Here is a 21,433-nt window from a genome sequence, read left to right on the forward strand (position 1 = left end):
GCCGGGCAGAGCCCGGCGCTACCTCGCTGCGATCATTCCGCCTTGCGTTCGAACGCCTTCGGCGTCGGTAGTTCCACCGGCACGCCCCTGGCGTCGCAGGTGCCGGCCTGGCACAGGCGCTCGCGCAGTCGCGGGGTGGCCTGGACGATCATGTGGTAGATCGTGTTCTGCTCCATGGTGCCGCGTACCGCCTTGCTGCCCGGGCCACGGGCCCAGATGCCGACGTCCTCGCCACCGTGGCTTTCGCTCTTCATCGGCACCAGCGCTTCCTGCATGTAGTCCGGGTGCTCGGTATCCACGTGGGTCAGGTCCGGGCGACCCTCGACCGGGTCGAAGCTGCTTGGGCCGTGCGGATAGGTCTTGGGGCCGGCCGGCTGCTGGTTGGTGGCGCCGGTGAAACCGGGGCCATTGGCGTAGCTCAGCGTGGTGTAGGGCAGGCCGGTGCCGTCGCGGGCGAGGTCCAGTGCGCCGGCGCCGTCTTCGCCGCCCTTGTCCTTGACCTTGCCCAGGATCGGGTTGCCACGGGCCGGGTAGCCGACGAAGTTCAGCGTGTGCGAGTGGTCGGCGGTGACGATGATCAGGGTGTCCTGGTCCGAGGTCGCTTCCGCCGCCGCGCGCACGGCGTCCGACAGTGCCACGGTGTCGCTCAGCGCACGATAGGCGTTGCCGCTGTGGTTGGCATGGTCGATGCGCGCGCCTTCCACCATCAGCACGTAGCCTTCCTGGTGGCGCGAGAGGTTGGCGATGGCGGCCTTGGTCAGCTCGGCCAGGCTGGGCTCGCCGGACGGGTCATCCTTGCGCTCGATCTCGTAGCGCATGTGGTCCGGCTCGAACAGGCCCAGCAGCGCAGGCGCGTTCGCCGCCGCCTTCAGCTGTTCGGCGTTCCACACGTAGGCGCCCTGCGGGTGCGCCTGCTTCCACTCGCTGACCAGGCTGCGCCCGTCCAGGCGCAGGCCGACCTTGTCGTCGTACTCCGGGTCGGTCTCTTCCACGGTGGTGAACTGCGCGCGGCCACCGCCGAGCGCGACCAGCGGGCCCTGGCCGTAGCGCGAGGTGGAGAGCAGCTGCTGGGCGATGTCCTGGCAGCCGGCGGCCTTGGCGGATTCGGGCAGGTCAGTGTCGTTCTCCCAGTTGCGCTCTGGGGAATGCGCGTAGGTCGCCGCCGGCGTGGCATGGGTCAGCCGCGCGGTGGAGACCACGCCGGTGGCCATGCCGGCGCTGTCGGCCAGCTGCAGCCAGGTCAGCAGGCCCTTGTCGAGGCTGTCGGCGCAGTCGCTGCGGGTGCCCGCGCTGACCCCGATCGCGCCCATGTGGGTCTTCACGCCGGTGGTGATGGCGGTCATGGTGCCGGCCGAATCGGGGGTCTGCGAATCGGTGTTGTAGGTCTTGCTGAACGCCGTGGCCGGGAAGCGCTCCCACGACAGCAGGTTCTCTTCACCCGGATTGCCGTTGCGCTGGCCTTCGAAAATGCGCGCGGCCGCCACCGTGGTCAGGCTCATGCCGTCGCCCAGGAACAGGATCACGTTCTTTGCGCGGCCGTCCATCGCGCCACTGCCGGCGGCGCGGGCGGCGCCGCTGCGGTACCACCACTGCGGGGTTTCACCGGCCGGGTGGGCCACCGTCGGTACATCGACCTGAACGGTGCCGGTGGCGCGGGAGGAGGAGGCGGGAGTGGCGCAGGCGCCGAGCAGCAGGGTGGTGGCGACAGCCGCCAGCAAAGGGGTGGAACGGGGCATGGACGCGCGGATCTCATGAATGAAACGGGCATTCATTATGCCGAACGCCGCAAGGCACGCCGATGACACGCTGGATTCCCCGCGCATGCCTCGTTCCGGCGGGCCGCTTGGGCTATGGTGATCCGCTGTATCACTCTCTCCCTGGAATGCTCATGACGCTGGTGTCTGCCTGGCTGCGGATCCCGTTCTGGCAGCGTGTACTCGGCGGTTTCGTGCTGGGCGCGCTGGCCGGTTGGCTGCTTGGTCCCGCCGCCGAGGTCTGGTTCGGCCCGCTGGGCGACCTGTATGTGACCCTGATCAAGATGATCGCGGTGCCGCTGGTGTTCTTCGCGGTGATCAACGCAATCTCCTCGCTGCATGGCCAGAAGTCGTTGGCCGCGCTGGGCGGGCGCACCTTCCTGTGGTTCATCATCACCGCCGCGCTGGCGGTGGGCATCGGCCTGCTGGTCGGCACCGTGATGCAGCCGGGCACCGGCGCGCTGAGCCTGAGCATGGACCAGGGCTACACCCCACGCGAAGTGCCGAGCGTGGTCAAGGTGCTGATGGACGTGGTGCCCTCCAATGTGTTCTACGCCCTCACCGGGATCGGTACCCGGGTCAACGCCGCCGGTGAGACCGTGCTGGCCGCAGGCCGCGGTTCGATCCTGCCGGTGATCTTCTTTGCCGGCCTGCTCGGCTTTGCCATGGTCAAGCTGGGCGACAAGGTCGCCGAGGCGCGCAAGCTGACCGGGCAGATGAGCGACATCATGATCCAGGTCACCCGCTTCGTGCTGGAGATGACCCCGCTGGGTACCTTCGGCCTGATCGCCGGGCTGGTCGGCAGCTACGGCTTCGAGAAGCTGCTGCCGCTGGGCAACTTCGTGCTGGCGCTGTATGTGGCCTGCGCGCTGCATATCGTGCTGGTGTACGGCAGCCTGCTGCTGGCGCACGGGCTGAACCCGCTGAAGTTCTTCCGCGGCGCCGCGCCGGGCATGCAGGTGGCGTTCGTGAGTTCGTCCAGCTTTGCGGCGATGCCGGCGGCGATGCGCTCGATCACCCACAACCTGGGCGTGAACAAGGATTACGCTTCGTTCGCGGTCCCGCTCGGTGCCAGCATCAAGATGGACGGCTGCGGCGCGATCTATCCGGCGCTCTGTGCAGTGTTCATCGCGCAGTACACAGGCGTGCCGCTCACCCCCGAGCAGTACGTGGTGGTGCTGATCGCCTCGGTGCTGGGCAGCTTCGGCACCGCCGGCGTCCCGGGTACGGCAGTGGTGATGGCCACCGTGGTACTGAGCGCGGCCAACCTGCCGCTGGAAACCATCGGCTACCTGTATGCGATCGACCGCATCCTCGACATGATGCGCACCATGACCAACGTGACCGGGCAGATGCTGGTGCCGGTGCTGGTGGCCAAGGAAACGGGGCTGCTCGACCGCGAGGTGTACGACAATCCCTCGACCAACCTGGGCGTGGAAGAACGCTGACTGCGCGCTGTGACACCTGTATCGGCGGGTGTAACAGCGCTGATACACCCAACTGTGAAGCAAGTGTTATCAGGGTTCTTGCCAGTGCCGGTCGTGTTCATGTGATGTGAACATCGACGCGGGTGTAACACCCGCGTTGCAGGCGCGGCGCCAGAAGCTGTCCAAAGGCCCATGAAACGGGCCTTTTGAAGTTGGCACGATTGCTGCTCCATCCCTCCCGCATCTTGACGGGAGGTCGCAATGGACAGCGTTCACGTATCAGGCAAGGAAACCGCGATGGCATGGCTGGTGGCGGCAGCGGTGCTGCTGGTGCCGGCCGCGGTACAGGCTTCGGGCGCCCGCCAGGGCGTGAAGCAGCAACCGGGTGAGATCGTGCTGCTGCGTGATGTCTCGGCACGGCCGGCCTACCGGCCCGCCCCCCCGGGCGTGGCGCTGATCGCCGACCCGTCCCCGCGCCGTGAAGTCGCCGGGACGCTGGGCACCTCCACCGGCATGGACGAACTGAGCGACGACGATTACGCCTCGCTCGGCTCCAACGCCGGCATCGCATCGAGCCACCACCAGACCACGGTCGAACGGGTCACTACCGGCACCGTCAACAACACGTTGGGCCGTGCCACCACCAGTGGCGTGCTTTCAGGCAATACGCTCGGCCGCGCCATCGGCGGCCCGATGGGGGCGGTGGGCAATACCACCCGCGGCATCGGCGACCAGGTACGTGGCGCACTGGCACAGTTCCCGCTTGGCCAGCCTGCAGGTGGGCCCGGCAAATGAAGCGTGTCACTGTCCTTCTGTCGCTCGGCCTGCTCTCCGTCCTGCCACTGCCGCTGCATGCGCAGCACGCAGACGACTACGCCGGCATGCTCGGCTACCTCAACCACACCCGCCTGGACGGCCGCGCGCTGAGCAACGCCGACGGCGCGGTGACGGTCAACATGGCCGCCGGCGACCTCAACCTGCAGGGCAACCTGATGGGCATCGCCAGCGGCGACAACGCGCAGGTGCAGGTCGACGCGCGCCAGCTCCAGTCCAACAACCGGGTGCGCGCCAATGGCGCACTCGACGCCAGCGCCAGCATTGGCGGACAGGCACTCAGCGGCGCCCGCGGCGTCGCCATGATCAACCAGGCCAGCGGCATCGGCAACGCGACGCTCAACATCGTCACGGCCACGCTGGCGCAACAGGGCATACGCGAGACGAACGACGAGGCCCTGGCCGCGTCGGGGGCACTCGCGTCAGCAGGGGGGCAGGGCACCGCAGCACGCGGTGGTTCCGCCGGTACCCGCAGTGTCGCCGTGGAGGACACCGCACTGCAGGGATTCGACGGCGTTCTGCAACTCAATCAAATCGCGGGTTCCGGAAACATCACCGCCAACCAGTTGGGCATGTCGGTGCAGTCCACCCCGTGATCTGTTTCATCCACCCGATTGATCCGTGAAGAGAGAGGGCATCATGAACACCATGAACAAGACGGTACTGGCGCTGGCCATCGCTGTTGCGGCTACCGCTTCCGCTGCGGCTGCAGACAATCAGAACCAGAGCGCGTTCATCAACCACATCCACAACGTGTGGGAAACGCGCACCAACCTCAATACCAACGCCAACACGAACCTCAACACCGACGTCGACACCAACATCGACACCAATATCGATACCGACGTTGATACCAACATCAATACCGATATCAACACCGCCATCGATACCGACATCGATACCAACATCCGCAACGACTGGGATTCGCGTACCCGCGTACGCAACAACAGCACCACCAACACCGATACCACCACCACCACCGAAACCACCACCAAGTCCTACAGTGACACCCGCGACGTCAATCACACGCGCAATGTCACCGTGAACGAGGACGTGCAGAAGAACAGCAACATCCAGGCCGACGAGCGCAAGGAAAAGAACAACCACGGCGTCGACGTGAACCTGGAATCGGACCTGCAGGTGGGTGCCGATGTACAGTTCCGTGGCCGTCCGACCGTGTCGGGTGACTTGACCGTCGACTCTGCGGCGATCGCCATCATCGACAACCGCCAGTCGGTCACCGACAACCATGGCGACAACGAACTGCTGGACAACAACTCGTCGATCAGCGAAAACACCGCACAGGACGCTTCGGGCAACCTCGGCTTCAATACCGCCGCCGGTGACAACAATGCCCAGGACAATGCTGCGGCGCTCTCCGCCGCCGACGCCTCGTTCACCTTCGGCATGTCCGATGCCCAGGTGTACGTGAACCAGTACGGTGCGGGCAACCGGACCTACAACGACGGCGTGGCCAACAACTCCAGCCTCAGCGGCAACGCCTTCCGTGGTGCCACCGGCAACATCGGCGTGAACAGCGCGGCCGGCAACAACAACGAGCAGAAGAACGCGCTGGCCGCATCGGTCTCGACCGCACGCATGGCCACCGCGAGCATCAGCTCGAACCAGATCTCCACCGACAACAGCGTGTCCAACGAGGGCTACACCAAGGCCATGCGTGACACCACCCAGGTCACCCTGCGTGGCACGGTCCGCGGGGGCACGGCGGCCATCGGTGTGGGTGGCTACGCGGGTCGCGGCAACGCCTACCAGGCCAATGATTACTACCCGGATACCTGGACCGGCGCCACGCACACCGGCGGCAACCAGACCGGGCACATCGACATGGACAGCGCGGCCCAGGGCGCCGTGGACAACCCGTACAGCGAAGGTGCGGGCGGTCTGGCCTTCGACACCGACGAGCAGGGTGTCCTGGCCTACGGCGAAGTCGGCTACGCCGACCTGCACGCCAGCCTGAGCGGAACCGTGTCGACCACCCAGTGGGTGGTGCAGAAGGCCGAGAACAACGCCTCGCTGTCCGGTGACGCCTTCCGTGGCGCCAGCGGCAACATCGGCGTGAACGTTGCGGCCGGCACCGGCAACCTGCAGGCCAACAGCCTGGCCTTGGCCGTGGCCCAGCCGTCCACCGGTGGCGGCACCCCGGGCGGCGGTGGCGGCGAGTAAGCCTGTCCGTTTTCGCAAGCAACACGCGTTGAGCGCAACAAGCCCGGTCATCCGCCAATGGCCGGGTTCCCCCGGGAGCCCCTGTCCCATCCTCCCCCTTTGGGGCAGGGGCTCCTTCCTTACCTTCCGGAGCCTTCGCCGATGTGGTCGACCCGAGCCCTGTGCAGCCTGATGTTGCTGCTGCTGTTGCCCGCAGGCGCAACGCGCGCCGGTGACGTGGCCTTCAGTGGCGTGCTGCCCAATGGCGCGGTGTTCACCCAGAAAGTGGAGAGCATGCAGGAACGGCGCTTCCGCAACATGGTGCGCCAACACACCGATTACAGCTGCGGCGCGGCCGCACTGGCCACCATCCTGCGTTACGCCTACCACCTGGACGCGGACGAAGGCACGGTGATCGAAGGAATGATGGGGGTCTCCGACCCCGAACTGGTCCACCAGCGTGGTTTCTCGCTGCTGGACATCAAACGCTATGTGGAATCGCTGGGCATGCGCGGGCGCGGTTACCGCGTCGACGAAGACCGTCTGCGTTCAATGCGCATCCCCGGACTGGTGTTGATGGATGTACGCGGGTTCCGCCACTTCGTGGTCCTCAAGCAGGTCCGTGACGATGTGGTGGACGTAGCCGACCCGATCCTGGGCAACCGCAGCATTCCCATCAACGAATTTCTCGAATCATGGCCGTCGCGCGCCGTGTTCGTCGTGATCGGTAGCGATTTCGACCGCAACACCGTGCTGCTGCAGCCCGGCGAACGGCCCAGCGCCCGTTCGCTGTATGCCCGGCAAGGGCCGATAACCGACGCGGAACTGGTCGACTTCGGTTTTGCCCACGCCGATCTGTTCTAGGAGGCAACATGAACATCGCACCATGGACGCCCGCCGTACTGCTGCTTGCCCTCGCAGGCATCGCCCCGGCCCATGCGGCCGACGCGCCGAAGGCAGAGCAGGGGCGCCCCGGCAAGGGACTGAACGAGATCCCCGACCCGGAACTCAACCTGATGCGCGGCCGCTACACGGTCAATGGCACCTCGGTCGCCTGGTTCGGCGTCACCATGATTTCGCAGTGGCAGGCCGGCAATCAGTCGGCGCAGGCGGCGCTGACCCTGGGCATGGACTTCCGCAACAGCACCAGCACCCCGAAGGTCAGCTTCACGCCCAGCGTGACCGTGACCGCCGCCGACGCACCACTGCCGGTCACGCCGGGGCGCAGCGTCGACTCCAGCGGCCTGCAGAATGTAGCGGGCCTCACCCAGAGCGTGCAGGTTGCCGGCGACAACAACGTGGCCAGCAACGCCACCCAGTTGAACGTGCGTGATGGCAGTGCGCCGCCCGCCACCGAAACACCCGCAGCGCCGGCGGCAGTCGCGCAGACCAGCCCGCAGGAGTCCGCCGCCCCGCAGGCGCCGGCACAGCCATCCAATGTGGAGCAGGCCGTTGCGCAGCAGGCGCCGGCCCAACAAGCCACCGCACAGCAGGGCGGCGTCAGCGCCGTGGCCCAGCAGGACGGCAACAGCGCCAGTGTGAAGCTGGACATCCAGGGCGTGGGCCAGGTCCAGCAGTGGATCCGCAACGGCAGCGTCGGGCAGAGCATTGCGATCAGCAGCGACGGACAGGCGGTCCGCAACCGCATGCAGATCGACCTGGTCCGGCAGACGCTGGCCAGCGGTGCATCGTTGAACCAGAACGTAGCCCAGGCGATGAACCTGGTGCGCGGTGTTGGCATGGGGCCCGGCCAGTAACCCTGGCCGGTGGGGGAACCACACAGAACCGCAGGGCAAGGAAATGCACACCTCGATCCGCAGAACACCGCTGGCGCTGGCGGCGCTGGCACTGATCGCGTCGGCCAGCGCAGGCGCGCAGAACGCGCCGGCCACGCCGACCGACGAAGCCGACGTCAAGGCGCTCATCCAGCAACTGGAACTGCTCAAGGCCAACTACGCGCAGGAAGTGCGCAGGCTGCGCGAACTGGACATGCAGGTGCAGGCCATGCAGGCCCGCCTGAGCGGCAAGACCGCGCCGCTGGCCGGTACCGCACCCGCTCCGCCGCAGCCGTCCAGCGCACCGGCCGCACCGCCCAGCGGTGACGGCTATGCCAGCACCGCCTCCGAAGCACAGGAAGCCAAGCAGGCCTCGCGGCGCAGCGTCGACGACGTCAAACAGCAGACCTCCACGCTGTTCACCCGACGCTTCACCCTGGAAAACAGCCTCACCTACGCGCGTTACGACCGCAAGCAGCTCACCCTCAACGGCTTCCTGGCGCTCGACGCGATCTTCCTCGGCAACATCGCCATTGAAAACGTCGAGTCCGACACCCTGACCTACAACCTCGCCGCCCGCTGGGGCCTCACCCCGCGCCTGGCATTGAACCTCGACGTCCCCTACCTGGCGCGCAAGACCGTGTTCCAGAAGGGGGGCGCCGGCGGCGCCGCCGCCGCCATCGCCCAGGAAGAAACCACCGGCAACGGCATCGGCGACGTCAGCGTCAGCGCCAACTACAAACTGTTCTCCGAGCAGGGCCGCAGGCCGGAAACCGTGCTGACCGTCGGCGCCACCGCCCCCACCGGGCGCGAACCCTACGGCCTGGACTGGAAGGTCCTGCAGCGCGACGACGACGACTTCATCCGCTTCGCCGTGCCCGCCGAACAACCCACCGGCAACGGCGTCTGGCAGGCCAACGTCGGCCTCTCCGCCGTCAAGACCGCCGACCCCGCGATCCTGTTCGCCAACATCGGCTACATCCACTCCTTCGAAGCCAGCTTCGACGACCTCGACGCCAACCCGGACACCATCAACCCGGGCGACGTGAAGCTGGGTGGCTCGTACTACTTCGGTGCCGGCGTGGCGTTCGCCTTCAACGAACGCACCAGCCTGAGCATTTCGTTCAGCGACAAGCTCAGCGCACGCGCATCCACCCGCTTCCAGGGCGGGCAGTGGGTGAAGATCGTGGGGAGCGATGCGAACGCGGCGACGTTGAATCTGGGTATTACCTATGCGTTGAACCAGAAGACGACGTTGGTGAGTTTGCTGGGGATCGGCCTCACGCCCGATGCGCCTGATTTCACGTTGGCATTCAAGGTGCCTTACATGCTGTAGCGAAGAGCTGACACGCGTGGCGTGTCACTACGCGGTTGCCGACGTCCCGGACGTTACCGAGGAGCCGGGCAGGGCCCGGCTCTACCGCGTTTCAGCGAATGACCGACGCGCTATCGAAGGGTCGGCGGGGGTGGGTTTGCGGGGGAATGAGCGGCATGGATGCCGCGACTTAGCCTACATGGACGTATTTACGGCGTCCCCCGCAAACCCACCCCCGCCGGCCCACGCCAGGCGAACCCCAACGAGTAGCGCTCTTGCTCTCAGCGCAACTCAGGCAAAGCGAGCTGGTGCTTGCGGCACAACCGATACACCGTAACCCGAGACACCTGCATCGTCCGAGCACACGCGGTGATGTTGAACGCGTTGTCGCGCAACGCCTGCAGCAACGCATCCCGCTCAGCGGCCTGGCGCGCGTCGTGCAGCATCCGCTGCGGAATCTCCACCTGCGGCGGAAGCAGCTCCAGGTCGGCCACGCTGATCAGTTCCGCCTCGCTCACGATCGCCGCCCGCTGCACCCGGTTCAACAGCTCCCGCACATTGCCCGGCCAGTTGAAGCGCTGCAGCGCCCGCGCCGCCTCCGTACTGAACCCCCGCGCCCGCGTCACATGCCGGCGCCGGAAGCTCGCCAGGAAATGCTCCGCCAGCAACAGGATGTCCGTCCCGCGTTCCCGCAATGGCGGCATCGGCAAGCGCAGCACATTGAGCCGGTAGAACAGATCGCGGCGGAACTGCCCGCGCTCCACCGCCTGCTCCAGGTCCACATGCGTCGCCGCCACCACCCGTACATCCACCGACACCGGATGATTGCTGCCCACCCGCTCGATCGTGCCCTCCTGCAGCACCCGCAGCAGATTCGTCTGCGCGTCCAGCGGCAGGTCCCCGATCTCGTCCAGGAACACCGTCCCGCCCGTCGCCGTCTCGAACAGCCCCAGCCGTCGCGTCGCCGCGCCCGTGAACGCCCCGCGCTCATGCCCGAACAACTCCGACTGCACCAGCGCCGCCGGAATCGCCCCGCAGTTCACCGCCAGGAACGGCCGCCCGTGGCGCGGCGACAGCGCATGCAGTGCCTGCGCCGCCAGCTCCTTGCCCGTGCCCGTTTCCCCCGTGATCAGCACCGGCAGATCCACCGGCGCGAACTTGCGCAGCGCCGCCCGTGCCACCTGCAGCACCGCACTGTCCCCGACCAGCGCCTGCGCACCGGCCGGCTGTCCCGCCGCCTCGCCATCGGCCAGCTGCTGCAGCCGCAGCACCAGCCCGGCCACGTCCAGCGGCGTCGTGTAGGTCTCCGCGCAGCAGCCCAGCAACGCCTGCAACGCCGGATCGGCCGGCAGCGGACCGGCCGGCAGGATCGCCAGCAGCCGCATGTGCCGGTGCTGTTCCAACAGTCCCTGCAGATGCTCCAGGTTGCCCGGCGGCGTACCGCGCAGGTCCAGCAGCCCGACCACCAGGTCGTTGCTGCGCATGCCGATCGCCACGCACTGGTCGCTCGCGACCCCGCGTACCTGCCAACCTTCCGCTGCAAGGGCGGCCCGCTCGGCCGCGTGTGGGTGCCCAAACCAGATTACACACCGGGCCGGAAATTCAGGGACTGCCGCCATGCGTCACCTTTGAGGAAAACATCCCGGGCGGTGTCTACAGGGTCGGCGTGCCCCGACGGGCCGCCCCCCACCGGGATCAACAGCCCCCGCCGGACCCGGCCGGGACTGGTCGCATGCAAAGCGATTTGCTCGAACGACAGTAGGGACAACGCCGGTTGCCGCCCGTACCGGCCACCGAAGGCCCCAACGAAAAAGGCCGCTGCAGGGCAGCGGCCTTCTTCACGGCAGGCGGATCGGTCGGGTCGGCTCAGAGCTCGACGCGGCGGGCCTGCATGAACTTGCCACCCCAGTAGCCCGAGACCAGGCTGTCCACGCGGACGTCCTTGCCGGTGCTGGGCGCGTGCAGGAAGCGGCCTTCGCCCACGTAGATGCCCACGTGGTCGACCCGGCCCTTGCGGCCGAAGAACACCAGGTCGCCCGCGGCCAGCGCGTTGCGGTCGTTGATCAGCTGCGCTTCGCCATCGTGGGCCATTTCACGCGACACGCGCGGCAGCTCGATGCCCAGCGCGGTCTTGAACACATAGCCGACCAGGCCGCTGCAGTCGAAACCGCTGTCCGGCGAGGTGCCGCCCCAGCGGTACGGCGTGCCCAGCAGGGTCATCGCACGGCGCAGCAGCGACTGCACCTTGCCGTTGTCGGCTTCGCCACCGACCACCACCCCGTTCGCACCGGAACTGGCGTCGTAGTTGGCCAGCAGGCGGCTCAGGTCGCCGGCGAACATCGCCGAGCGGTCCATCAGCGGAATGGTGTCGTTGGCCGCCAGGTGCGGCAGCAGGGCGGCAAGGGTGGCGCTGGCAGCGGCATCGGCCTTGCTGCGGGCCGGCGCTTCAGCCTTCGGCTTGGCGGCGGCGGGTGCTTCGGCGACGGCAGCAGCGGCAACCGGCACGGCATCGACGACGGTCGTCGGTGCGGTCTGTGCCCAGGCCGGAACACTGGCCAGGCAGAGGGCGAAAGCGAGAAGAGCGGGGCGGGCAGTGCGCCGGAAAGTGGCGGTCTGGCCTTGGCACGTCAGGTCGGCTGTCGTCACGCGGCGGTCACTGAATAAAAACGATGGGTGATGATGCCGTGTAAGTCGTGTGATTTGGTACAAATTCCGTTAAATGTTCGTTAAGAACAACGTGATTCAAGTCACACTTTTGAACCTTTGCCCCATTCATTTCAGTGAAGTACGCGTTTCGCTCCCGTGTAGTGCTGCTTCCAGTACGTCCCGCCGAGCGAGTCCAGCCTTACCGTGCCGCCGGTTCTCGGCGCGTGCACGAAGCGTCCTTCACCGACATAGATGCCAACGTGGAAGACGTTGCCGCGGTCCCCGAAGAACACCAGGTCGCCCGGCGCCAGCCGCTGCGGGTCGATCTTCGGGCCCTGCACCGCCGCCAGGTCGCGCGAGGTGCGCGGCAGCTTCAGGTCGAGCATTTCCCGGTACACGTAGGCGACCAGCCCGCTGCAGTCGAACCCCGACTCCGGCGTGTTGCCGCCGTAGCGGTAGGGCGTGCCGACCAGCCCGATGGCGCGCATCAGCACAGCGTTGGCCGCCTGCGGGTCGTTCGGTACCACCGTCGGCCAGACCTGGGTGGAGGCCGGCGGCGCGCTCGGGCGGGGGGGCCTGCCACCGCCGCAGGCGGCCAGCAGTGCCAGGCAGAGCAGGGCGGCGCCCCGGACGAACGGGCCGATCGAGCGCGGAACTGGCGTCATGTGCGTGATGTCCGGATAATGCGCGACCTCAGAAGGCCGTCATGATGGCGGCGTATCCGGCGGGCGACAACCCGTCCCACCCGTCTGCCCTGGCAGCCCCAGAACAAGAGTTCCCGCATGAAGATCGAAAAAGACCGCGTTGTCCGCTTCCATTACACCGTTGCCGAGCAGGGCCAGGAGCCGATCGAAAGCTCGAAGGACCGCGACCCGCTGGCGATCCTGATCGGCCACGGCAACATCATCCCGGGCCTGGAAAACGCCATGATGGACAAGGAAGCCGGCGCGACCTTCGAGGTTGACGTCAAGGCGGCCGATGCCTACGGCGAACGCCGTGAAGGCCTGACCCAGCGCGTGCCCAAGAAGCACTTCGGCACCACCAAGCTGACCCCGGGCGCCCAGGTCGTGCTGCAGACCAACTTCGGCCCGCGCGCGGTCACCGTGCAGAAGGTCGGCATGAGCGTGGTCGACGTCGACCTGAACCACCCGATGGCCGGCAAGGACCTGCACTTCTCGGTGGAAATCGTGGACGTGCGCGAAGCCAGCGCGGAAGAAATCGAGCACGGCCACGTGCACGGCGACGGCGGCCACCAGCACTGAGTGCAGGCCACCGCGTAACACCAACGGCCCGCTTCGGCGGGCCGTTGCGTGTCTGCTCCATACTGTCCGCCCCGATCCGCGAGTCGCCCGTGAAGCCTGCCACCCCGTCGCTGCAGCCCTTGGCCGGTGGCGACCGCATTGAAGTCATCGACATCCTGCGCGGGGTCGCGCTGCTCGGCATCCTGTTGATGAACATGGAAGCGCTGAGCGGTCCGCTGGACCTGGCCTTCACCGGGATCGACCCGCACTGGACCGGCCTGGACTACGGGGTCGACGCGGTGGTGTACGTGCTGGTGCAGGGCAAGTTCTTCACCCTGTTCTCGCTGCTGTTCGGCGCCGGTTTCGCGATCATGGCGCAGCGTGCCGAAGCCGCGCGCCGCGACTTCACCCCGTTCTACCTGCGCCGCAGCGCCGGCCTGCTGCTCATTGGCCTGTGCCATGCGCTGCTGGTCTGGTCCGGCGACATCCTGGTGATCTACGCGCTGGTCTCGCTGCCGCTGCTGGCCACCCGCGAAGCGCCACAGCGCTGGCTGCCGGCCATGGGCGTGCTCACCTACCTGTGCGCGGCCGCGATGATGCTGCTGCTCGGTGCCGTGGTCGGCCTCGCTGCACAGGCGCAGGGCGAAGGCGGCAGCATGGCCAGCGCCATCGCGCAGGGCCAGCACACCGTTGAACTGCAGCGCCAGGCGTATGGGCATGGCACGTTTGTCCAGGCCGTGGCGCAACGCGCCAGCGACCTCGGCACGGCCCTGTCCGGCGCGCTGATCATCGGTCCGGAAGTGCTCGGCATGTTCCTGCTTGGCAGCTGGTTCGCGCGCAGTGGCGCACTGGCCGAGCCGGAGCGCTTCGAGCGGTTGTATCGGCGGCTGCGCCTGGGCGCGTTGCCGGTCGGCCTGGGCCTGATGCTGCTCAGCGCGCTGTGGGTCCCGTACCTGGCGCCGGGCACCTTCACCCCCACCACCGGCGCGGCTTACGCGCTGTCGTCGCTGGCCAGCCTGTTGATGTGCCTGGGGTACCTGGCGTGGATCGTGCATTGGCACCGTCACCTCCGCGTGCTCGCGCCGATGGGGCGCATGGCACTGACCCAGTACATCCTGCAGTCGCTGGTCTGCACCTGGCTGTTTTACGGCTACGGCCTGGGCGCATTCGAAACGCTGCCGCGTGCCTGGCAGGTGCCGTTCGCGCTGGCCCTGTTCGCGCTGCAGGTGCTGCTCAGCCACCTGTGGCTGAAGCACTTCCGCTTCGGCCCGCTGGAATGGGTGTGGCGCGCGATGACCTACGGGCGCTGGCCAGCGTTGCGGCGCTGAGACGCTTCTTGCCGCATCCTCACGCCTGAGGCGCAGGCGGGCGTGGCATGCTTGCGCCCATGACAACGCACTTTGATTACGACCTGATCGTGCTCGGTGGGGGCTCCGGCGGCCTCGCGGCCGCGTTCCGCGCCGCGCAGCATGGCAAGCGCGTGGCGATGCTCGAACCGGGCGAACTCGGCGGCACCTGCGTCAACGTCGGCTGCGTGCCGAAGAAGGCGATGTGGCTGGCTGCCGACCTCTCCAGCCGGGTGACGCTCGCCGCCGCAATGGGCTTCGACGTGCCTACCCGGCCGACGCTGGACTGGAAGGAACTGGTGGTGCACCGCCAGGGCTACATCGCCAACATCCATGCCAGTTACCTCAAGCGCCTGAACGACACCGGCGTGGTGCGCGTGCCGCGCAAGGGGCGGCTGGTCGATGCGCACACGGTGGAATGCAGCGACGGCATCCGCATCAGCGGCGAGCACATCCTGCTGGCGACCGGCGCCCACCCGCAGCGCCCGGACATTCCCGGGGCCGAACTGGGTTCGGTGTCCGACGATTTCTTCAACCTGTGCAGTGCACCGGAGCGCGTGGCGATCGTCGGCGGCGGCTACATCGCGGTCGAACTGGCCGGGTTGCTGCAGGCACTGGGCAGCCGGGTCACCCTGCTGGTGCGGGGCGAACGCCTGCTGGAACGCTTCGACGCGGAACTGACCGCACAGCTGGCCGAGAACCTGCGCCACCACGGCGTGCAGCTGCATTTCAATTACCGCCTGCGCGAGCTGCGCCGCGATGGCGACGACGTCATTGCGTATGGCCACGACGGCCCGGCCGAGCCGCGTTTCGACCAGCTGTTCTTCGCTACCGGCCGACGTGGCAACAGTGCCGGACTAGGGCTGGAAGCGCTGGGAATTGCCATCGGCGACAAAGGCGAAGTGGAGGTCGACGACTGGCAGACCACCGCCGTGCCCAGCGTGCATGCAGTGGGCGACATCGCCGGCAAGGTCGGCCTGACCCCGGTGGCGATCGCCGCTGCGCGCAAGCTGATGGACCGGCTGTTCGGTGGCAAGCCGCAGGCGAAGATGGACTACGAAAACGTCGCCAGCGTGGTCTTCTCGCACCCGGCGCTGGGCGCGGTAGGCCTGACCGAGCAGGAGGCGCGTGAGCGCCACGGCGACGTGCGCGTGTACTGCACCAACTTCCGCCCGATGGTCCAGGCGCTGGCCGACGGCTCGCAACGCAGTCTGTTCAAGCTGGTCTGCGTGGGCGAAGACGAGCGCGTGGTCGGCGTGCACCTGCTGGGCGAAGCCGCCGACGAAATCCTGCAGGGGTTCGCGGTGGCGGTGAAGATGGGTGTGACCAAGGCGCAGCTGGACGACACCGTGGCCATCCACCCGACCTCGTCCGAAGAAATCGTACTGATGCGTTGAGGAGGTCCCGCGCATGAAAAAGTCCTCGCCCAGCGCCGACGACGCGGCCGATGCCGCCGCGCAGGCACGTGCGCGGATCGTGGCGGTGATCCGCGCGATCCCCCGCGGGCAGGTGATGGGCTACGGCCAGGTCGCGGCCAAGGCCGGGTTGCCGGGCCGGGCCCGGCTGACCGCGCGGGTGCTGGGCATGAACGACGACCCGGAGCTGCCCTGGCACCGGGTGCTGCGCTCGGACGGTCGGATCGCCATGCCGGAAGGCTCGCGCGGCTGGCGCGAGCAGAACCAGCGGCTGCGCGCCGAAGGCGTGGTGATGGAGCGCGGCCGGGTCAAGCACATGCCCCGGGCCGAAGACGACCTGGATGCTGCGGTGTGGGGCCCGGGCTGACGTTATGATGGGCCCGGTTCCAAAGGATGCCCCCATGTTTCCGCGACTGCCCACCGTTACCAAGGCACTGTTGATCGCCAACATCGTGCTGTTCCTGCTGCAGCAGCCGTTCCTGCTCGGCAACGGCACCTTCGAGCCGTTCATGCTGCAACCGCTGCGCGGTGGCTTCGACCCGTTCTCGCCGGGCGGCAACTTCCAGCCGTGGCAGCTGCTCACCTATGGCTTCCTGCATGGCAGCTTCGGCCACCTGTTCTTCAACATGCTGGCGCTCTTCATGTTCGGCGCGCCGCTGGAACAGACCTGGGGCGAGAAGCGCTTCCTCACCTATTACCTGGTCTGCGTGGCCGGCGCCGGCTTGTGCCAACTGCTGGTCGGCGCGATGCTGACCGACCCGGCCACCGTGCTTGGTGCCTCCGGTGGCGTGTTCGGCCTGTTGCTGGCCTACGGCATGCTGTTCCCGAACCAGCGCGTGATGCTGCTGTTCCCGCCCATTCCGATGAAGGCACGCACCTTCGTGATCGTGTTCGGCGTGATGGAACTGGTGTTGGGCGCGACCGGCTGGCAGCCGGGCGTGGCCCACTTCGCGCACCTGGGCGGCATGCTGTTCGGCTGGCTGCTGATCCGCTACTGGCGCGGCCAACCGCCGTTCAAGCGGCGCCCCCCGGGCGGACCGAAGCGGCCCAACCATCTGCGCAGCGTGTAATCGACATTGAACGCACAGCGAAAAATGCCGCGACCAGGATCGCGGCATTTCCGAGCGTAGAGCCGGGCTCTGCCCGGCTCCGCGTATCCCGCGGTTACCTCAGCGCCAGACCTTGATCTGGTCGCCTTCCACGCGCTGCATCGGCTGGCCCGGCTTGCAGCTGTAGGTGGCACCGAACGACGGCAGGTTCGACAGCGGACCGTTGGTGCGCCACTTGCCCGGGGCCATGGTGTCCGAGGTCAGCCGCTGCGCGGCTTCGTTTGGCGATAGCTGCTGCGGCCACAGGCTGGCCCACGCGCGGAAGAACCCCTGCTGGGTGGCCGGCTTGGCGCCCGGCTCCACGGCGTTGTACGCCGCCCATGCCAGCTCCAGCCCGGCCAGGTCGGCCAGGTTTTCTTCGCGGGTCAGTTCGCCGTTGACCTTGGCACCCTTCACGCCGGGGAACTCGTAGCCGCTGAACTGCGCAGCCACGCGGTTGCCCAGCAGGTTCCAGGCGGTCTTGTCGGCCGGGGTCCACCAGCTGCGCAGCTCGCCCTTGGCATCCACCAGCGAGCCCTTGGCGTCGATCGCACGGGTCAGCTCATGCGCGACCAGCGCGCCGTAGCTGCCGTACTTGTCGGCGGTGTCGGACTTGGCGTTGAAGATCGGACCCTGCAGTGCGGCGGCGGTGACGATCAGGCGGTTCTGCGCGATGTCATACGCCAGCGCCGGCTGCTGCGGCAGCACGTCCCAGCGACGGTCGGCGTTGCCCTTTCCGATCCGCTTCATTTCTTCGCGGTGGCGCCAGGTCGAGGCGATCAGCATGTTGCTGCCGAAGCTGCCACGGCCCATCGGCTGCACGCTGTAGTCCAGGTCGCGCAGCGGGGTACCGATCTCGATCTTCATCGCGGCCAGCTTGGCCTGCGCTTCGGTCTTGGCTTCCGCGCTCAGCCAGCTGTTGGCCTTGACCGCTTCGATCTGGGTTTCGCGGATCTTGTCGGCGATCACTGCCGCCTGGCGGCGGTCTTCAGCCGACAGATGGCGCGCGGCGTATTCGCGGCCGACCATCGGGCCGGCAGCCACGTTGATGGCGTCGAGCACCTGCTCCCAGCGTGCCGGGGCGATGGTCTCGCCACGGATCACGCGGCCGCGGAATTCGAATTCGGCATCGCGGTAGGCCTTGGACAGGTACGGCGCCATCGCGTCGCCCACGCGCCAGCGCAGGTAGGCCTTCCACTGCTCGGGCTTGATCCGGGTGACCATGCCGTCGAGCGCCTTGAACAGCGCCGGGTCGGACAGCGAGACCAGGTCGTCGTTGACGCCCTGCGCCTTCAGGAAGGCGTCCAGCTGCAGGTTGCGGTAGCGGCTGTTGAGCTCCTTGGTGGAGATCGGCGCGTAGTTGTTGAACGGGTTGTTGATGCCGGCCAGAGACTGCGCGTTGCGCGCAAGCTCGGTTTCCAGCGCGATCACCGCCTGCGACTCGGCGTCGAGGTCGGCGGCCTTGGTGCCGGTCAGCGCCAGGATCTGCTTGACGTAGGCGCGGTAACGGGCCATCAGGGCCACGGTGTCGGCGTCGGTACGCGTGTAGAAGGCCGGGTCGGGCAGGCCCATGCCGCCCTGCATGAAGTAGCCGATGTGGCGGTCCAGCGCCTTCAGGTCGATGTCCGGGGCGAAGTTGAACGCCACCGGGATGCCGACCTGGTGCAGCGCGGCGATCGAGGCCGGTACGTCCTTGGCCTTCTTGATCGCGTTGATGCGGGTCAGCAGCGGGGCGATCGGCTGCGAGCCATCGGCCTCCACCGCGGCTTCGTCCAGGCCACTGGCCCAGAAGTCGCCCAGCAGTTTCTGCACGTTGCCCTGCGGCGCCTTCATCGCGCCATCCAGCAGTTCGCGCTGCTGCACGCGGGTACGTTCGGCCAGTTGGCCCAGCGCGGTGGTGGCGCCGGTCTGCGGCACCGGGTTGGCCTTCAACCACCCGGCATTGGTGACGTCATGAAAGTCGCTGCACTGCGCGGCAACGGCAGGTGCGCGGCTGGCAGCCTTCTTTTTCGGGGCGGCGGAGGCGTCGGTGACGACCAGGGTGGCCAGGCCCAGACCCAGGGCGATGGCAAGCGGACGAAGGTTGGGCATGCGAAGCAAATCCGGAAGGATTGAAGACCGGCGCACTATAGCAAGACCCAATGAAAACGCCGCATGCAAACACAAAGGCCCGGGCAGTGCCCGGGCCTTCATGCGCATTCACGCATCACGCAGGGACGTGATGGATTACCAGATCACGACCTGCTTGTCGCCGGCGCGGACCATCGGCGAACCCGGCTTGCACTCGAACGCCTTCGCGAAGGTCGGCAGGTTCGACGGCGCGCCCATGGCACGGAACGCGGCCGGGGCGTGCGGATCGGTCTTCAGGCGGACCGCTGCGTTTTCCGGGGTGTACTTGGTGCGCCACACGGTGGCCCAGTTGAAGAAGAAGCGCTGGTCGCGGCTGAGGCCGTCCACCATCGGGTCATCCTTGCCGGCACTGGCCTTCTGCAGGGCGTCGTACGCGGTCGCCAGGCCACCCAGGTCGGCGATGTTCTCGCCCAGGGTCAGCTTGCCGTTCACCGCCGTGTCGCCCACCTTGTACCCGTCGAACTGGTTGACCAGCTTGCCGGTCAGGCCGCTGAAGTTCTTGGTGTCAGCCTCGCTCCACCAGTTCTCGAAGTTGCCGGTCGGCCCGAAGCGGCTGCCCTGGTCGTCGTAACCGTGGGTCATTTCGTGGCCGATCACCGCACCGATGCCGCCGTAGTTCAGCGCGTCGTCGGCCTTCGGGTCGAAGAACGGCGGCTGCAGGATGGCGGCCGGGAACACGATCTCGTTCTGCAGCGGGTTGTAGTACGCGTTGACCGTCTGCGGGGTCATGCCCCACTCGGTCTTGTCGACCGGCTTGCCGATCTTGGACAGGGCGAACTTGTAGTTGAACTCGTTGGCCGCGCGCACGTTGCCGAAGTAGCTGTCACGGCCGGTGGTCAGCCCGCTCCAGTCGCGCCACTTGTCCGGGTAGCCGATCTTCGGGGTGAAGGTTTCCCACTTGGCGATGGCCTTGGCCTTGGTTTCGTCGCTCATCCAGGTCAGCCCCTGGATGCGCTCCTTGAGGGAGGCGGCCAGGTTCTTGACCAGCTCTTCCATCTTGGCCTTGGATTCGGGCGAGAAGGCGACCTTGACGTACAGCTGGCCGAACGCTTCGCCGGCATCGTTCTCGATGGTGCCCAGCACGCGCTTCCAACGCGGCTTCATTTCCTTCTGACCGTTGAGGGTCTTGCCGTAGAACTGGAAGTTCTGGTCGGCGAAGGCGTCGGACAGGTACGGCGAGGCGCCGTCGATGGTGCGGAAGCGCAGGTAGGAACGCCACACCGACGGGTCGGTGTCGCCCAGCGCCTTGCTCACTTCCTGGTGGAAGCTGGGAATGGCCAGCGAGAACTTCTCCGGCGCGGCGATGCCCTGCGCCTTGAAGAACTCGGTCCAGCTGAAGTTCGGGGTGAGCTTGTCCGCGTCGGCAACGCTGACCGGGTTGTAGTACAGCGACACGTCGCGCGAGAGCTGTTCGCTGGACTTGGACGCCTTGGCCAGGCGGGTTTCGAACTTCACCACGTCCGCAGCCTGCTTGGCGGCGTCTTCAGCGGTCGCGCCGGAAAGTTCCAGCACCTTGGCCACGTGCGCCTGGTAAGCCTTCAGCTTGTCGGCGTTCTTGGCGTCGGTGTAGTAGGTGGTGTCCGGCAGGCCCAGGCCGCCCTGGCTGGCGTAGGCGATGTTCTGCGAGGAGTTCTTGAAGTCCGCTTCCGGACCGAAGCCGAACAGCACGTTCTCGCCCTTGGCCGCGCTGGTGCGCAGGTAGTTGGCGATGGCGTCCTTGTCCTGCAGCGCGTCGATGGCGGCCAGGTCGGCCTTGATCGGCTCGATGCCCTGCGCGTTGATCTTGGCTTCGTCCATGCCGGTGGCCCAGAAGTCGCCGACGATCTTTTCGATGCCGGTCGGGTTCTTCACCGCCGCGACCTGTTCGGCCAGCTGGTGCTGCACGGCGACCGAGCGCTCGTCCAGGATGGTGAAGGCGCCCCAGCTGGTGCGGTCGCCCGGGATCTCATTGGCGGCCAGCCACTTGCTGTTCACGTAGTCGCCGAACGCGGTGCAGGCGTCCAGGCTCTTGTCCAGGTCGGACGGGTGGAAGGCGTTGTAGGCCGGCAGCTTGCTTTCGTCGAGCTTGAACTCGGTGGCGGCCGGGGCAGCGGCGGTCGGGGTGGCGGTGGAGGCCGCGCTGTCCGTAGCCGGTGCTTCGTTCTTGCCGCAGCCGACCAGCGCGGCCGAAACGGCCAGGGTCAGCAGAATCATTTTGGGAGTGCGAGAGATCACGTGTTGGCCTCCGGGCCGAAGAATCTTTCAGGGTGGCCCCACCCGGGGCCGTGGGCCAGACGATACGCCGCTGGACCGGCCTGCA

At 67.3% G+C, this 21,433-nt stretch carries 18 protein-coding genes; 12 read left to right on the forward strand and 6 right to left on the reverse strand.

The window, feature by feature from the left end; translation table 11 throughout:
* Positions 1 to 32: 32 nt before the first annotated feature.
* On the reverse strand, positions 33 to 1,736 hold the full coding sequence (locus tag C2U58_RS02980; RefSeq protein WP_102944993.1) for an alkaline phosphatase: 1,704 nt from the start codon (positions 1,734 to 1,736) through the stop codon (positions 33 to 35).
* A 152-nt stretch (positions 1,737 to 1,888) separates the two neighbouring features.
* Here C2U58_RS02980 and C2U58_RS02985 point away from each other — a divergent pair, with 152 nt between their 5' ends.
* The 7 genes from C2U58_RS02985 (at position 1,889) to C2U58_RS03015 (ending at position 9,289) form a co-directional block, all read left to right on the forward strand.
* Positions 1,889 to 3,202 carry a dicarboxylate/amino acid:cation symporter gene (locus tag C2U58_RS02985; RefSeq protein ID WP_102944994.1) on the forward strand — a complete coding sequence of 438 codons (1,314 nt, stop codon included), beginning with the start codon at positions 1,889 to 1,891 and terminating at the stop codon, positions 3,200 to 3,202.
* A gap of 276 nt (positions 3,203 to 3,478) precedes the next feature.
* Entirely contained in the window at positions 3,479 to 3,976 is a 498-nt protein-coding gene (locus C2U58_RS02990; protein WP_102944995.1) for a hypothetical protein, read from the forward strand.
* Positions 3,973 to 4,611 carry a hypothetical protein gene (locus C2U58_RS02995; protein ID WP_253256631.1) on the forward strand — a complete coding sequence of 213 codons (639 nt, stop codon included), beginning with the start codon at positions 3,973 to 3,975 and terminating at the stop codon, positions 4,609 to 4,611. The genes C2U58_RS02990 and C2U58_RS02995 overlap by 4 nt, the downstream gene beginning before the upstream one ends.
* A gap of 43 nt (positions 4,612 to 4,654) precedes the next feature.
* The gene (locus C2U58_RS03000) at positions 4,655 to 6,199 is read left to right on the forward strand and encodes an adhesin (protein WP_102944486.1); all 1,545 of its coding nucleotides are present in this window, start codon (positions 4,655 to 4,657) and stop codon (positions 6,197 to 6,199) included.
* 141 nt (positions 6,200 to 6,340) lie between these two features.
* On the forward strand, positions 6,341 to 7,042 hold the full coding sequence (locus tag C2U58_RS03005) for a C39 family peptidase (protein ID WP_102944487.1): 702 nt from the start codon (positions 6,341 to 6,343) through the stop codon (positions 7,040 to 7,042).
* An 8-nt stretch (positions 7,043 to 7,050) separates the two neighbouring features.
* Positions 7,051 to 7,935, forward strand: a complete 885-nt coding sequence (locus C2U58_RS03010; protein ID WP_102944488.1) for a hypothetical protein — start codon at positions 7,051 to 7,053, stop codon at positions 7,933 to 7,935.
* 43 nt (positions 7,936 to 7,978) lie between these two features.
* Entirely contained in the window at positions 7,979 to 9,289 is a 1,311-nt protein-coding gene (locus C2U58_RS03015; protein WP_102944489.1) for a transporter, read from the forward strand.
* Between the two features lie 260 nt (positions 9,290 to 9,549).
* Here the strand turns inward: C2U58_RS03015 and C2U58_RS03020 are convergent, their stop codons facing one another.
* The 3 genes from C2U58_RS03020 to C2U58_RS03030 all read right to left on the reverse strand — a co-directional run bounded on the left by C2U58_RS03020 (position 9,550) and on the right by C2U58_RS03030 (position 12,579).
* Positions 9,550 to 10,887, reverse strand: a complete 1,338-nt coding sequence (locus tag C2U58_RS03020; RefSeq protein WP_102944490.1) for a sigma-54 dependent transcriptional regulator — start codon at positions 10,885 to 10,887, stop codon at positions 9,550 to 9,552.
* A 247-nt stretch (positions 10,888 to 11,134) separates the two neighbouring features.
* Positions 11,135 to 11,899 carry a C40 family peptidase gene (locus C2U58_RS03025; protein WP_253256663.1) on the reverse strand — a complete coding sequence of 255 codons (765 nt, stop codon included), beginning with the start codon at positions 11,897 to 11,899 and terminating at the stop codon, positions 11,135 to 11,137.
* Positions 11,900 to 12,045: 146 nt separating this feature from the next.
* Positions 12,046 to 12,579 (reverse strand): C40 family peptidase, encoded by a 534-nt coding sequence (locus C2U58_RS03030; protein WP_102944492.1) that lies wholly within the window; start codon positions 12,577 to 12,579, stop codon positions 12,046 to 12,048.
* Between the two features lie 117 nt (positions 12,580 to 12,696).
* On the opposite strand from C2U58_RS03030, the gene C2U58_RS03035 reads away from it, so the two are divergent.
* The 5 genes from C2U58_RS03035 (at position 12,697) to C2U58_RS03055 (ending at position 16,986) form a co-directional block, all read left to right on the forward strand.
* Positions 12,697 to 13,176 (forward strand): peptidylprolyl isomerase, encoded by a 480-nt coding sequence (locus tag C2U58_RS03035; protein WP_070207632.1) that lies wholly within the window; start codon positions 12,697 to 12,699, stop codon positions 13,174 to 13,176.
* A gap of 89 nt (positions 13,177 to 13,265) precedes the next feature.
* Complete coding sequence (locus tag C2U58_RS03040) at positions 13,266 to 14,483, forward strand: DUF418 domain-containing protein (RefSeq protein WP_253256632.1); 1,218 nt, start codon at positions 13,266 to 13,268, stop codon at positions 14,481 to 14,483.
* Between the two features lie 59 nt (positions 14,484 to 14,542).
* Positions 14,543 to 15,898 carry a glutathione-disulfide reductase gene (gorA, locus tag C2U58_RS03045; RefSeq protein ID WP_102944493.1) on the forward strand — a complete coding sequence of 452 codons (1,356 nt, stop codon included), beginning with the start codon at positions 14,543 to 14,545 and terminating at the stop codon, positions 15,896 to 15,898.
* A gap of 13 nt (positions 15,899 to 15,911) precedes the next feature.
* A complete protein-coding gene (locus C2U58_RS03050; protein WP_102944494.1) occupies positions 15,912 to 16,283 on the forward strand; it encodes an MGMT family protein in 372 nt (123 codons plus the stop codon).
* 34 nt (positions 16,284 to 16,317) lie between these two features.
* Positions 16,318 to 16,986 (forward strand): rhomboid family intramembrane serine protease, encoded by a 669-nt coding sequence (locus C2U58_RS03055; protein ID WP_070207635.1) that lies wholly within the window; start codon positions 16,318 to 16,320, stop codon positions 16,984 to 16,986.
* A gap of 99 nt (positions 16,987 to 17,085) precedes the next feature.
* Here the strand turns inward: C2U58_RS03055 and C2U58_RS03060 are convergent, their stop codons facing one another.
* Together C2U58_RS03060 and C2U58_RS03065 are read right to left on the reverse strand one after the other, a co-directional pair.
* On the reverse strand, positions 17,086 to 19,095 hold the full coding sequence (locus C2U58_RS03060) for a M13 family metallopeptidase (RefSeq protein WP_102944495.1): 2,010 nt from the start codon (positions 19,093 to 19,095) through the stop codon (positions 17,086 to 17,088).
* A 135-nt stretch (positions 19,096 to 19,230) separates the two neighbouring features.
* On the reverse strand, positions 19,231 to 21,327 hold the full coding sequence (locus C2U58_RS03065) for a M13-type metalloendopeptidase (RefSeq protein WP_253256633.1): 2,097 nt from the start codon (positions 21,325 to 21,327) through the stop codon (positions 19,231 to 19,233).
* Positions 21,328 to 21,433: the final 106 nt, after the last annotated feature.

The sequence above is a fragment of the Stenotrophomonas sp. VV52 genome, assembly GCF_002893095.1.
GTDB classification, from domain to species: Bacteria; Pseudomonadota; Gammaproteobacteria; order Xanthomonadales; family Xanthomonadaceae; genus Stenotrophomonas; species Stenotrophomonas aracearum.